Source organism: Gemmata sp. SH-PL17, assembly GCF_001610855.1.
In the GTDB taxonomy this organism is placed as follows: Bacteria; Planctomycetota; Planctomycetia; order Gemmatales; family Gemmataceae; genus Gemmata; species Gemmata massiliana.
In genome coordinates this window covers 188757-202722 of record NZ_CP011271.1, presented here as the reverse complement: position 1 = coordinate 202722, position 13966 = coordinate 188757, and the positions used below count along the sequence as shown (strand labels likewise).

At 62.2% G+C, this 13966-nt stretch carries 8 protein-coding genes; 7 read left to right on the top strand and 1 reads right to left on the bottom strand.

The window, feature by feature from the left end:
• Positions 1 to 367: 367 nt before the first annotated feature.
• From VT84_RS00820 to VT84_RS00805, 4 genes are all read left to right on the top strand, one after another.
• Positions 368 to 1855, top strand: a complete 1488-nt coding sequence (locus tag VT84_RS00820; RefSeq protein WP_239465633.1) for an efflux RND transporter periplasmic adaptor subunit — start codon at positions 368 to 370, stop codon at positions 1853 to 1855.
• Positions 1852 to 3438, top strand: a complete 1587-nt coding sequence (locus VT84_RS00815; protein WP_082838150.1) for a DHA2 family efflux MFS transporter permease subunit — start codon at positions 1852 to 1854, stop codon at positions 3436 to 3438. The genes VT84_RS00820 and VT84_RS00815 overlap by 4 nt, the downstream gene beginning before the upstream one ends.
• A gap of 39 nt (positions 3439 to 3477) precedes the next feature.
• Positions 3478 to 3909, top strand: coding sequence for an OsmC family protein (locus tag VT84_RS00810; RefSeq protein ID WP_082838149.1), 432 nt, complete (start codon positions 3478 to 3480; stop codon positions 3907 to 3909).
• Positions 3910 to 4024: 115 nt separating this feature from the next.
• On the top strand, positions 4025 to 5419 hold the full coding sequence (locus VT84_RS00805; protein ID WP_082838148.1) for a dihydrolipoyl dehydrogenase family protein: 1395 nt from the start codon (positions 4025 to 4027) through the stop codon (positions 5417 to 5419).
• A gap of 224 nt (positions 5420 to 5643) precedes the next feature.
• Here the strand turns inward: VT84_RS00805 and VT84_RS00800 are convergent, their stop codons facing one another.
• Entirely contained in the window at positions 5644 to 6408 is a 765-nt protein-coding gene (locus tag VT84_RS00800; protein ID WP_162271547.1) for a DeoR/GlpR family DNA-binding transcription regulator, read from the bottom strand.
• Between the two features lie 141 nt (positions 6409 to 6549).
• On the opposite strand from VT84_RS00800, the gene VT84_RS00795 reads away from it, so the two are divergent.
• From VT84_RS00795 to VT84_RS00785, 3 genes are all read left to right on the top strand, one after another.
• Positions 6550 to 8316 (top strand): HAD-IA family hydrolase, encoded by a 1767-nt coding sequence (locus tag VT84_RS00795; protein WP_082838146.1) that lies wholly within the window; start codon positions 6550 to 6552, stop codon positions 8314 to 8316.
• A gap of 699 nt (positions 8317 to 9015) precedes the next feature.
• A complete protein-coding gene (locus VT84_RS00790) occupies positions 9016 to 10143 on the top strand; it encodes an efflux RND transporter periplasmic adaptor subunit (RefSeq protein WP_082838145.1) in 1128 nt (375 codons plus the stop codon).
• 50 nt (positions 10144 to 10193) lie between these two features.
• Positions 10194 to 13760 carry an efflux RND transporter permease subunit gene (locus VT84_RS00785; RefSeq protein WP_052549042.1) on the top strand — a complete coding sequence of 1189 codons (3567 nt, stop codon included), beginning with the start codon at positions 10194 to 10196 and terminating at the stop codon, positions 13758 to 13760.
• Positions 13761 to 13966 lie beyond the last annotated feature (206 nt).

The following is a 13966-nucleotide window of genomic DNA, read 5'->3' as shown; positions in this document are numbered from 1 at the left end:
ACGCCCGCTCGGGCGAGTAAATCGATAGTTGCTGCTAATCGTTGATTGCCCACGACTCGCATTCTCCCGCCGATCGCCAACTGCTCGCCCCGACATTTAGTGTCCCACGAAGCCGAAACCCGTCCCAGTATTTTGCCCTGTATGGCACCCACGCTTATAGAGGTGAGCCGAATTGGACCTGTTCGTGCCGCTGCTGGTCCGCGCGCCGGGTGTCAGATGCGTGTCGCGCTGGTAAGTTACCCGCGTCGATCCGAAAAATTTCTGATAGCGGTCGGCACACGAGTTGCGATACGCCGTCGAAACCGATCGGTCGGTGCGAACGAGTACTCTCCCTACGCTGCGAATGGCCCCGTCACACGAGGAACCCATGAGTACGAGTGCGAGTCCCGCACCGGAACAACCGGGCGCGCAGAAGACCACAAAGGCTCCCCACCCCACCGCTCCTTCAGCCCATCCTCGGCACGGGAAGCGGTGGATCATCGGGGGCGTGGTGCTGGTCGTGTTGGCAGTCGGGGTCGTGCTCGCCGTTCCCACGATCGAAACCGCTCTGAACACGGTTTCAACCGATGACGCTTACGTGAATGGGCACGTTACATTCGTGGCCCCGCGGGTGTCGGGGCAGGTGAAGCGGGTGCTCGTAGACGACAACGTCCGGGTCAAGACGGGCGACCTGTTGGTCGAACTGGACCCGGAGCCGTACCAGATTCAAGTCAACATCAAGCGGGCGGCCCTGACTGCAGCGGAAGCGGACCAGCGGGCGGCCGAGTCCGAGGTCCGCGGACTGCTCGCGCAGCTCCGGGGCCAGCGGTGGAAGCTCCAGACAACAATGGAGCAGGTTGACAACCAAATTGCCCTTCTGAACGCCCGTGTGTCAGCGCTCCGCAGCAAGGAAGCGATCCAGGTGCGCGCGAAGTCCGACTTCACGCGGGTCAAAGAAACGTTCGAGAAGGGCGTCGGAAGCAAGCAGGAGTACGACGCCGCAGTCGAGTCCTTCGGAGTCTCGGAAGCCCAAGTCAAGCAAGCGCTTCAGGAGGTGTACGAGGCCCGCGTCAGCCTCGGGTTGGAGCCACAGCCCGCCAAAGGCGCTCTCACCGACGTCCCGCCCGACCTGAATCAGACGTTCTCGACGGTTCGCCAAGCGGTTGCGGACCTGATCCGCATCGCGGCCCAGGTGGGGCTCCCGCTTTCCAAGTCCGAAGCAACTCCCAAACAGGTACTCGACGAGTTCCGCGCACGCGACGCACAGCGTGACGTGGACCGCATCTTTACGGCGCTGGTCCCGGAGGCCCCCACGGTGAAACAGTCTGAAGCAAAACTGCTCCAGGCGCGCCGGGATCTCGATCAGGCCGAACTCAATCTGCGGTACTGCCGGGTGGTGGCCGAGATCGACGGTGTGGTGACGCGACGGAACGTGAACCCCGGTAACAACGTGCAGGCCGGGCAGCAAGTATTGGCCGTCCGGTCCCTGACCGAGATCTGGATCGACGCCAACTTCAAGGAAACGCAGCTCACGCAGCTTAAGATCGGTCAGCGGGTCGAGGTCTTCGCGGACACTTATGGGAACCGCCGCGTGTTCCACGGGCGCATCACCGGGTTCACTTACGGGACCGGCTCGACGCTGGCCTTGCTCCCAGCTCAAAACGCAACCGGGAACTTTGTCAAAGTCGTTCAGCGGCTGCCGGTTCGGGTCGAACTGGAAGACTACGACCCGGAGACCGACACACTATACGCCGGGCTGTCGGTGACGCCCTACGTGTACTTCAAGGAGCCCCCAACGGGACCGAACGCCGGGCGCCGGCTCCAGGAACTCGCACGCTCAGGCGCGCCGACCGCACCGACCGGGGGTAAGCCATGAGTGGCCCCACGCGCAGCCCCAACCACTGGCTGGTCGCAGTCGCCGTGGTGATCCCGACCTTCATGGAAGTTCTCGACACCACCATCGCCAACGTCGCGCTGCGGTACATGGCCGGGAGCCTCTCGGCCGCCGAAGTCGATAGCGAGTGGGTCATTACGAGCTACTTGGCCGCAAACGCGATCGTGCTCCCGATGTCCGGGTGGCTCCTCACGCGGCTCGGGCGCCGGAACTACTTTCTGCTCTCGGTCGCGGGGTTCACCTTTAGTTCTTTGCTGTGCGGATTGGCGACCAGCCTGGATCAACTGATCCTGTTCCGCGTGCTCCAGGGGCTTTTCGGCGGTGGGCTTCAGCCGTGTACCCAAGGGATTCTGCTCGACACATTCCCGAAGGAGAAACAGGGGCAGGGGCTTACGGTGTTCGCGCTGGCCGCGCTCGTGGCCCCAGTGATTGGGCCGACGCTCGGCGGGTACATTACCGACAACTACTCCTGGCGCTGGATCTTCTTCATCAACGTTCCGATCGGGTTGCTCGCACTAGTCGCGTGCTACGTGCTGGTTGAAGACCCGCCGTATCTGGTTGCAGCTCGCGCCGCGGGTCGGAACAGCCCGGTTGGGTTCGACACGATCGGCTTGGGCCTTCTGGTGATTGTGATGGTGACCTGGGAGGTGGTGCTGAGCAAGGGGCAGGAGTGGGACTGGTTCGGTGACCCGTTCTACCGCGTGCAGACGCTGTCGGCCCTGTTCGTCGCGTGCCTCGTGGGGCTGATCGTCTGGGAACTCCGGCGCCCGTCGCCGCTCGTCGATTTTCGTCCGCTCGCCGATCGCAATTTCGCAGTCGGAGCGATCGCGATCGCGTGCGCGTTTGCCGTTCTCTACGGCCAAACAGTTTCGCTCCCTGGGATGCTCCAAACGCTGTTCGGGTACGATGCCACGCACTCGGGGTTGGTGCTGTCGCCCGCGGGGATCTGCGCGGTGCTACTCCTGCCCATTGTGGCGCTCCTCTTGGGCCGCGGTGCGGACGCGCGCTGGCTGGTGGTGGCCGGCCTAGCGCTCATGGCGATCGGGAACTACTGGCTGAGCCAGATGAACCTGGACATCGGTCCGTGGGACGTGGTGTGGCCGCGTGTGGTCACGATCGCGGGGCTTTCGCTACTGATTACCCCGTTGAACGTGGCCGTGTACCAGAACGTTCCGCTCCACATGCGCGGGGCCGCGGTCGGACTGTTCAGCTTGCTCCGCAACGAGGGCGGGAGCGTCGGCACCTCGGTCGCGCAGACAATTCGGGAGCGGCGGGAACAGTTCCACTTGCTGCGGTTGAATGAGTATTTGGACCCTCTGAACCCGACGCTACAGGAGTACCTTACCGGTATCCAGTCGGCCCTCTCCCCGCTCACCGGTGACCCGGTCACAACGAAGGCGATGAGCACTCAGATAATTGACAATTTGCGCCAACAACAGGCACTGTCGCTGGCGTACTTCGACGTCTTTTGGGTGTTCGCCGGGGTTGCCGTCGGGCTGATCTTCCTCGCGCTTCTGATGCGCAAGTCGGTCGCCGAAAAAGGCGCGCACCTCGCGGCGGAGTAAGTGGTTGTGTTGTTGAGAGAGTTTCCTGGGAGAATTCGGATGAAGATCAAGCGCAAAGGTTCGGCGGCGTGGCAGGGCGGGATCAAGGACGGCAAAGGCGCGCTCTCGACCGAAAGCGGCGCGCTGACGGCCTACCCCTACGGCTTCGCCAGCCGGTTCGAGGGGCAGCGCGGGAGCAACCCCGAAGAGCTGATTGCCGCGGCCCACGCGGGGTGCTTCACAATGGCCCTGTCGCTGATTTTGAGCGAAGCCAAGCTCACCGCCGAGCAAATGGACACGTCCGCGGAAGTCACGCTGGAGCAAGTGGAGGGCGGGTTCGCGATCACCGCAGTCCACCTGACGCTAAAGGCCAAGATTCCAGGCGCGGACCAAGCAACATTCGAGAAGCTCACCGGGATGGCAAAGGCCGGGTGCCCGGTGTCCAAGCTTCTCAAAGCCGAGATCACTCTGGACGCGACTCTCGTGAGCTGAATCGTTCGACCCCGAACGCGCCCCCGCGCACCCTCAATGCGCGGGGGCGCGTTCGGGGTGGCGGCACATAAATCGAATTGACCACATCTGCATTAACCTGAACCGCGAGGGCACCATGTCGAAGCCGGAAGAATACGACCTCGTTGTTCTCGGGAGTGGGGAACCTGGCAAGTATCTGGCCTGGACCTTCGCCGCACGTGGCCAGCGCGCGGTCGTCATCGAGCGGAAGTACATCGGTGGGTCGTGCCCGAACATCGCGTGCTTGCCGAGCAAGAACATCATTCACTCCGCAAAAGTCGCGTCCTACTTCCACCGGAGCGCAGAATTCGGAATCACGGCCGGCGAGTGGAAGCTCGACATGGCCGCGGTGCGCGAGCGCAAGCGAAAAATGGTGGAAGGGTTGGTGCAAGTCCACCTCGGTAAGTTCAAGTCGAGCGGCGCGGAATTGGTAATGGGGCACGGTCGGTTCACCGGTCCCAAGACAGTCGAGGTGGCACTCCGCGACGGCGGAACGCGGGTGTTTCGTGGTACGAACGTCATTATCAACACCGGATCGCGGGCGAAGATCGATGCAACTCCCGGCCTGAAAGACGCCAGCCCCCTCACACACATTGAGGCCCTCGAACTGGACCGCGTGCCCGAGCACCTCATCGTTCTTGGTGGCGGGTACATCGGACTGGAACTGGCCCAGGCGTTCCGCCGGTTCGGGAGCCGGGTGACGGTTGTCGAGCGGAACTCGGCGCTGGTCCACCGTGAAGACGCGGACGTGTCCGAAGAGATGGAGCAGCTCTTTCGCGACGAGGGGATTACCGTATCCACCGACACGGTCCTCGATCGCGTAACGGGAACGTCGGGGCAGGCCGTTCAGCTCCACGCCAAGCGCGCGGGGACCGAAGTGGTGACCGAGGGTACGCACCTGTTGGCCGCGGCAGGGCGCACGCCGAACACGGACGGGATCGGGCTAGAAACGGCCGGCGTGGAGTTGGACGCACGCGGATATGTGAAGGTCGATGATCACCTCCGCACTACGGCGGAAGGCGTTTGGGCGGTGGGTGATTGCGCTGGTAGCCCGCAATTCACGCACATCGGGTTCGATGACTTCCGAATTGTCCGGGACAACCTCTCGGGCGGTCACCGCGTCACGACCGGGCGCCAGGTGCCGTCGTGTATGTTCACCGACCCCGAACTGGCTCGAATTGGTCTGAGCGAGCGCGAAGCGAAAGAACGCGACATCGCCTACCGGCTCGCGAAAATCCCGATGGAACAGGTGCTGCGCACGCAAACGCTGTCCGAAACGCGGGGGTTTTTCAAAGCGCTGATCGAGAAAGACGGCGACCGAATCCTCGGGTTCACCGCGTTCGGCGTCGAGGCCGGGGAAGTGATGGCGGTTGTTCAGACCGCGATGAGCGCCGGGCTACCGTACACGGCCCTTCGCGACATGGTGCTAACGCACCCGACCATCGCCGAAGGGCTGGTCATACTATTCTCAGCAGTCCCCGTCAAAACGTGAGCGGAGTGCAGATCGTTCGCGGATGTCGAGGCGCTGTGGCCTGTCTGACCGAACACAGTCTTATCAACCCAATCGCAGAATCAGAGTGCCCCGACGACCGGCGGCTCTTGATTTTCATCACGCTCCGCCACCGATCAAGTAAGCTCACTGATTCGGCCAAGATACCAGCCAGTTTACACCGAGTGCAGTGAGCTATGCCGAGCACGTTACACAGCTGGGCCAAATCACGCGGTGGGGACACACACCACTTCGACCCCGATTTCCGTGAGCGCCGTTACTAGAGGTTCGTTCGGGTCCGCGTCCGTGACCAAAGTCCCGACAGCGGTTGCCGGAGCGACCAGGAACGGTTCGGCGGTTCCGAGCTTGGTTCGCGTCGCCACCGCAACCACGCTTGCGGATCGCTCCACCATTATTGCTTTGACGAACGCCTCATCGCGGTCTGGCACCGTTAACCCGGCTTGAGGGTCGAGGCTGCACACTCCGAGCACGCACACATCGAACCGGTACCGACGCAGCGCCTCCACCACATCCGGCCCGACCACCGTATGAGAAAAGCCACTGACCCGCCCGCCGATCTGAATCACCTCGATCTCAGCGCGGGCCGCAAGTTCAGTAGCAACCGGCAAACTCACTGTCACGACCGTTCCCCGGAACTCTGGCGGGAGCAGGCGCGCGACTTCTAGGACCGTCGTTCCGCCGTCCAGACACACCGCTCGCAGGGACGCGAGCCGGCCGGCTGTTCGTGCCGCGATCCGCTGTTTGACGGCAGGCTGCTGTTCGAGTCTCTCACCATAGGGGACCGCAGCCGGGGAGCGCGGCAACGCGCCACCATGCACCCGCCGCACGAGTCCGTGCTCCGCGAGTGCGCGGAGGTCGCGTCGGATACTGTCCTCGGATACTCCGAACCGCGCTGCGAGATCGGCGGGGGTAGACGGCTCGCCACTATCGACTAGCGCGACAATCTGCGTGCGGCGTTCTTTGGGAGTCACGATTTTGGCCCTTCGCGCACTTCTCACCGAACGCGACTTGCACTGCCCATATCGGCATAGTAAATTCCAATATAGGCAATTCAACATCCTAAATGGGACAAAATTGTGGCTGCGAAAGGGGAATCGGCGGCAAAATCCAGGATGGCAGTATCCGGTTGGTTCTTGCTGAACGGGTTCGTTGTTGCTTCCTGGGTGGCTCACATCCCGCGGCAAGCGACCGCACTGGAAATACCCCCAGACACACTTGGGCTCGTACTCCTCGGTATGGCGGTGGGATCGATACTGGGAATGACCGCCGCTCCCGCTACCATCCGCCGCATCGGGGCCGATCGCGCGGCGTGGATCACCGGAATTATCTTCGCCCTGCTGATTCCGCTCCCTATTCTGGCGGGCTCGATCACTTTTCTTGGCGTCTCGCTCGTCGTACTCGGAGCTTTTCACGGTCTGCTAGATGTCACCATGAATGCCGCAGCAGCGCAGTGCGAACGCGCCCTCGGGCGGCCGGTGATGTCCGCGTTCCACGGCTGGTTCAGTGTCGGTATGGTGGTGGGGGTAACGGGCGGCTCCGCGTTACTGGCTGTCGGCCTTACCCCAGTGGAGCACACAGTTTTAGTAGTCGGAATCGGCGTGCTCTTGGTGTCCATGTGTCGCCCGGCCGCGCTTCCTCAATCTGACGCGCCAAGCTTTGCGCATGCGACTCCTCGCGACACAATCAATCACCGTGCATACACGCTGGCGGCCATCGCGTTCGTGTGCCTGTTCCTTGAAGGGGCGATGGCGGACTGGGCCGGGCTGCTCGCGGTCGCGTTCGGGGCGGGGCCAACGGTTGCGCCACTCGCTTACGCAGCTTTCACCGCGACTTGGGCCGGCGGGCGGTTCCTCGGTGACCGGCTGACTGCGTCGGTCGGGGACGTCGTGATCGTTCGGGCCGGAGGGCTTCTGGCGGCGGTTGGCGTCGGGCTGGCTCTCCTTGCAGGTTCACCGGTTGGCGTGGCGATCGGCTGTGCGGTTGCCGGGTTCGGGCTGGCGAACGCGGTGCCGCTCCTCTTCCGCGCGGCCGCGGGAACGGACCCGGCCGGGCGCGGACTCGCCCTAGTGACCGGAATCGGGTACACCGGGTTTCTGGTCGGCCCGCCGCTCGTGGGTTTCACTGCTGCCGCGGCCGGCTTGCCTCGCGCGATGCTCTTGGTCGTTGCCGGCGGGGTGCTATTATCCCTCGGAGCGAATGCGCTCCGGCGGCGTAAAGTGATCGCGGCGCCGACGCAGATCGACTGTCGGGCGGTTCTCTTCGACATGGACGGGACGCTGGTCGATTCGACGGTCGCGTGCGAGGTACTGTGGCGCGAATGGGCGGCCCGCGTCGGGGTCGATCCCGACCCAATTCTGGCGGTTCACCACGGCCGGCGACCCGAAGAAGCTCTGCGCCTGACCTACCCGGAACACGCGACGCCCGAAACGGCCGAATGGGTACAGACCCGGCAAATCGGCGTGAAGGACGGCCTGAAACCCGTCGCCGGTGCGGAGGCGCTTCTGGACGCACTCGCCGGTCGACCGTGGGCGGTTGTCACGTCGGCGTCGCGGGCGCTGGCCGAAAGCCGGCTCCGAGCGGTTGGCCTATGGCGTGAGGGGTTGTTGATCGGGGCAGACGATGTGATCGAAGGGAAGCCGTCACCGGAAGGATACCTGGCAGCAGCCCGGGCATTGGGCGTACCGCCCGGGGAATGTGTGGTAGTAGAAGACGCGCCGGCCGGTATCGAAGCGGGCACACGAGCGGGAATGGCCGTCATCGCGGTGGCTACCACTCACGCGCCCGCTGCTCTTGAAACCCCGCACGTGGTACGCGACCTCGCGGCGGTCTCGGCCACTCTCGGGCATACGGGCGGCATTCGTCTCGTGCTGGTCGGGTGACGAACCGCAACTTACCTGATTGCGCTTATATTCGCCCAGCAGATCGCTTCTCATCAATCCGAGCAATTAAGGTTGTACAGTCGCCTGGCTCCACTCTTTCAATCAAGCCCAAAAATTGCGTTCGTTGCCTTTGTTTTCCACCTTGCTTCGCCGTCCGCAGAGCAAATCTCTCCCTACCGGCACACCCGCTCAACGATCGCAGGTGTGCCAACCTGATCGTCCAACGGCCAGCTACTTTTAGCTCGGCGCGGATCACACACAACCTAAACAATTGGCCACACCACGCCCCGTAAGCTCAGAAACTGTGCAATCGAATCGGGTCAAAACAGAAACCACAGTTTCATGCGGGTTGGAAAAGAGAAGGGCCGCGCGACACATCATCCGGGTTCCGAAGCCCTCTTTTCGTGGCGTTCGCAAATACTGTGCGCAACACACTTGCGCGAGCGGAAGGTACCGGAAATTACCAATCGCGTCTCCGTCTCAACGGGTTTCTTTATCGAATGAAATTCAAGCGAGGTGCCGGATTTAGAAGCAGGCCGCTCGGAACAGCCGGACCGACCGTAACAAATCGCATTGGTCCGAAGATTGCATTACCCAAAACGCTTGAAACCGAATCATGGATTCCCAGAGCCTCCCTTACTCGGCGCCCGAATCGGCGCACTAAATAAGTGTGGAGGCAACTAACAAGTGAAAAAATCTATGAAAGTTTCGCCGATTCTGGCCGTCGCCCTGGCGCTAACGTCCCTCTCCCTACCCGCTTGCGAGCGCACGCACGCAGAGGAGAAGGAGCACCACCACGAGCACCAAAAGATCGTGGTTACCAGCCCCAAAGCGAAAGACGTCGTCGTCACCCAACAATACGTCTGCCAGATCCGCTCCCAGCGCAACATCGAGGTCCGGGCTCTGCAGGAAGGGTACCTCGAGCCGATCCCGATCCGGGAGGGCCAGACGGTGAAAACGGGCGACGTGTTGTTCAGCGTGGTGCCCACACTGTACAAGGCGCGGTTGGAGGCGGAGCAGGCCGAGGCCCAGTTCGCGCGGGTGGAGCGCGATAACGCCAAGCGGCTGTACGAACAGAAGGTGATCTCGATTCAGGAAGTGGCGCTGTACGACGCCAAACTCGCGAAGGCCGAGGCCAAGGCCGCGCAGGCGCTGGCCGAACTGAACTTTACCGTGGTCACCGCGCGCTTCGACGGGATCATCGACCGCCTGTACCAGCAGCAGGGCAGTTTGGTGAAAAAAGAGGATCTCCTCACGACCCTGTCCGACAACAGCGTGATGTGGGTCTATTTCAACGTGCCCGAGGCCCGCTACCTCGACTACAAGCTCCACCAGGGCAAGGCCCAGGATAACGGGCAACTCAAACTCTTGGATTCGCGCATCGAACTCGTGTTGGCGGACGGCAGCAAGTTCGATCAGCCCGCCGGCGACACCGTTACCATCGAGGGGAAATTCAACAACGAGACCGGGAACATTCCCTTCCGCGCGGACGTTCCGAACCCGAACCGCCTGTTGCGCCACAATCAGACCGGTAACGTGTTAATTCACCAAACGGTTCACAACGCCATCGTCATCCCGCAGCGGGCGACGTTCGAGGTTCTCGACAAACGGTACGTGTACGTCGTCGGCGAGGACCACGTGGCGCACCAGCGCCTGATCACGATCCAGCACGAAATGGATGACATCTTTATCATCAAGAGCGGAATCGGGGTGGACGAGAAGATCGTGCTCGAAGGGGTCCGGCAGGTTCACGAGGGCGAGAAGGTGGAGTACGAGTTCCACAAGCCGGAAGACGCTCTGGCGCACCAAAAGAACCACGCGGAATAACCCGCCCCGCCGCTCCCGAATACGGAACCCAACGAGACCACCTCAGAACCATGTTCACTCAGATCCTCCACCGGCCGGCGCTGGCGATCGTCATTTCGATCCTTCTCTTGTTCCTGGGCGTGCTGGGGATCAAGACGCTCCCGGTGGCACAGTTCCCCAACGTCGCGCCGCCGACCGTTCAGGTCTCCATTGCGTACCCGGGGGCCAGCGCCAACGTGCTGGTCGATTCGGTTCTGATTCCGCTGGAGCAGTCCATCAACGGCGTCCAGAACATGCGGTACATGGTCTCCTCCGCCACCAGCGCGGGCGAGGCGGCGATCCTGATCTACTTCGAGCCGGGCACGGACCCCGACATCAACGTCGTGAACGTACAGAACCGGGTCAACATCATGCTGAGCCGGCTCCCGCCGCTGGTGGTGCGGGAGGGGATCCTCGTCAGTCAGGTCGTGCCCAGCATGCTGATGTACGTGAACATTTTCAGTACCGATCCGAACGCCGACCAGAAAGACCTCTTTAACTTCACCAACGTCAACGTCATGCCCGTGCTCAAGCGGATCCCGGGCATGGGGATCCCCAGGAACCTGGGCAACCGCACGTTCGCGATGCGCATCTGGCTGAATCCCGATCGCATGCGCGCCCGCGAGATATCCACCGAAGATGTCATGAAGGCCCTGGCGGAGCAGAGCATAATCGGCTCGCCCGGGCGAATCGGTCAGGCGACGGGCCAGACGTCGCAGTCCATCGAATACGTCCTGACCTACAAGGGGCGCTACAACAACGCGGACGATTACGGGAACATTATTTTGAGGGCGAACGCCAACGGTGAGATCCTGCGGCTCAAAGACGTCTGCGGCATCCCGGACCCGATCAAGGCCCGCCAGGCGCTGCCGGCCGTCCTCGGCGGGACCGGGGCTGCGGCACTCCCCAAGGCCCCGCCGCCCGGCATCGAACTGGGCTCCGAGTTCTTCGACATTTACTCGGACATCAACGGGCACCCCGCGGCGTCCATCATTCTCAAGCAAAGCCCCGGCTCCAACGCCGCGGTGGTCATCGAGGAAATCAAGAAGGAACTCGAGAAGATCAAGAAGGAATCATTCCCCCCCGGCATGGACTACGAACTCGCTTACGACGTTTCCCGGTTCCTCGACGCTTCTATCGAAAAGGTGCTGCACACGCTGCTCGAGGCGTTCATTTTAGTATCGCTGGTGGTCTACATGTTTCTCGGAGATTTGCGGTCCACGCTGATCCCGATCCTCGCGGTCCCGGTGTCCCTCGTCGGGACGTTCTTCGTTTTGCAGTTGATGGGCCTGTCGATCAACCTGATCACGCTCTTCGCACTGGTCCTCGCGATCGGGGTCGTGGTGGACGACGCGATCGTGGTGGTCGAAGCGGTACACGCGAAGATGGCCGACAAGCACCTGTCGCCGTACCGGGCGACGATGGAAGTGCTCCACGAGATTTCGGGCGCGATCATCGCCATCACCCTGGTGATGACGGCCGTCTTCGTTCCGGTGACGTTCATCCCCGGGCCGGTCGGCACCTTCTACCGCCAGTTCGGGATCACGATGGCCACGTCCATCGTCCTTTCCGGTCTGGTGGCCCTGACGCTGACGCCCGTACTCTGTGCGATGATCCTCAAGCCCCACGCCGGCGGCCACTCGAACCATACGAACCACGTAAAAAAGCGGCTCGGGCTGCAAGTCGTTCTGCTGTACGTTGCGGGCGGGGTGCTGGTCCTGGCGCCAATAACGTATCTCGCGTACCACCTTTGGGGAGCGGTCGGCTTCCTGTTCATTCTGCTGCCCTTTGTGCGGGGGGCGTTTGACCGCGCCGTCGAGAAGGTTACGAGCGGGTACGCCGGGTTTCTTCGGCGCATTGTGACGCGCCGCGCGTTGAGCATGGCCGTCGTCGGGGGCTTTTCCGCCGGCATTGTTGTCGTCAACACGAAGCTCCCGACCGGCTTCATCCCGGGCGAGGACCAGGGCATCATCTACGCGGTCATCCAGACCCCGCCGGGCATGACGCTCGAGTACACCAACGCCAAGTCCCACGAACTCGAGGAGATCGCCAAGGAGGTCGAAGAAGTCACCTCCGTCACCTCGTTGGCCGGGTACGAAGTTCTGACCGAGGGCCGGGGCTCGAACGCGGGAACCTGCATTATCAACCTGAAAAACTGGACCGACCGGAAGCGAACCGCGCGAGAGATTATTGAAGAGCTCGAGCACAAATGCCGCCGGATGTCCAACGTCAACCTCGAGTTCTTTGAGCCCCCCGCGGTCCCCGGCTTCGGTGCCGCCGGGGGCGTCTCCGTGGTGCTCCTCGACAAGACGAACACGTCCGATTACCAGCGGCTCGGAGAGGTGAACAACAAGTTCATGGCCGCCCTGAAGGAGCGCAAGGAGTTGACCAACCTGTTCACCTTCTTCGCTACCGACTATCCGCAATACGAACTGATCATCAACGACGACGTGCTCTACCAGAAGGGGCTGACGAAGGCTAAAGTGCTAGACAATCTTAATATCCAAATTGGTAGCACTTACGAGCAGGGGTTCATCCTGTTCAACCAGTTCTACAAGGTCTACGTCCAGGCGGCGCCGGAGTTCCGGCGGCTCCCCAAGGATTTGAAGGACATGTTCGTCAAGAGCGAGCGCGAGATCGAGGTCAAGAACGAAAAAACTGGGAAAATGGAAAAGGTCCGTGTGGAAGGGGAAATGGTTCCCTACTCCGCGTTCATGGAGCTCAAGAAAAAGCAGGGGCTGAACGAGATCACGCGCTACAACCTGTACCCCTCCGCCACCATCCAGTGTGCCCCAGCTCCCGGCTACAGCAGCGGGCAGGCCATCAAAGCGATCCAGGAGGTCGCCGCCGACCCCAAAGTCCTGCCGCGCGGGTACGGGATCGACTGGGCCGGGCTCTCTTACGACGAGTCGAAAAAGGGGAACGAGGCGATTTACATCTTCCTGGTCGTCGTCGCCTTCGTTTACCTCGTGCTCGTCGGTCAGTACGAGAGTTTTATCCTGCCGCTGGCGGTGATCCTGTCGCTGCCGATCGGGGTCTTCGGTTCCTTTTTCTGCCTTCAGGCGATGGGGCTGGCGAACGACGTGTACGCCCAGATCGGTCTGATCATGCTGGTCGGTCTGCTCGGCAAGAACGCGATCCTGATCGTCGAGTTCGCGGTCCAGCGGCGCCAGGAGGGGCTGTCGCTCAAGGAAGCGGCCATCGAAGGGGGGAAGTTGCGCTTCCGGCCGATCCAGATGACCTCCTTCGCGTTCATCGCGGGGCTCCTTCCGTTGGTCCTCGCCACCGGCGCCGGGGCGATCGGGAACCGGACCATCGGCACCACGGGGGCCGGCGGGATGCTCGTGGGCACCGTGGTCGGGGTTCTGATTATTCCCGGCCTGTACTATTTGTTTGGCAAGATGGCCGACGGGCGCAAACTCCTCAAGGACGAGTCGGCCGGACCTCTTAGTGAGATTTTTGAGCGCACTCCGTTAGAACCGCAGCACGACGAGAGCGACCACTTGCCGTTCGATGCCGGCCCCGCCAACCCGACGCACACCGAGGCTCCGCCCCACCACCCGCCGTCGGACCCGCATTCCCCGTCGGGCGGAGTTTAAAGCTGATCGGCCGGTCGGCACCCGCGCGGGAACGACCGGCTCAATGCGGACAGAGTTTCACAATGCCCCGGGCCGACCGCGGATTGATGGATCAGCCCTAACGGTCGTCCCGGGTTCCGAATATCCCAATTATAGCGCCTGGATCGCCTAATACTGTTAGGCAAGATTGCCGATTAAGTATGTGGGCTTCCGACCGGGGCGCTAAC

Coding starts and splice junctions, on each gene's coding strand:
- VT84_RS00815 (WP_082838150.1), top strand. CDS start 1,852: ATGAGTGGCCCCACGCGCAGCCCCAACCACTGGCTGGTCGCAGTCGCC.
- VT84_RS00785 (WP_052549042.1), top strand. CDS start 10,194: ATGTTCACTCAGATCCTCCACCGGCCGGCGCTGGCGATCGTCATTTCG.
- VT84_RS00805 (WP_082838148.1), top strand. CDS start 4,025: ATGTCGAAGCCGGAAGAATACGACCTCGTTGTTCTCGGGAGTGGGGAA.
- VT84_RS00810 (WP_082838149.1), top strand. CDS start 3,478: ATGAAGATCAAGCGCAAAGGTTCGGCGGCGTGGCAGGGCGGGATCAAG.
- VT84_RS00820 (WP_239465633.1), top strand. CDS start 368: ATGAGTACGAGTGCGAGTCCCGCACCGGAACAACCGGGCGCGCAGAAG.
- VT84_RS00790 (WP_082838145.1), top strand. CDS start 9,016: ATGAAAGTTTCGCCGATTCTGGCCGTCGCCCTGGCGCTAACGTCCCTC.
- VT84_RS00795 (WP_082838146.1), top strand. CDS start 6,550: ATGGCAGTATCCGGTTGGTTCTTGCTGAACGGGTTCGTTGTTGCTTCC.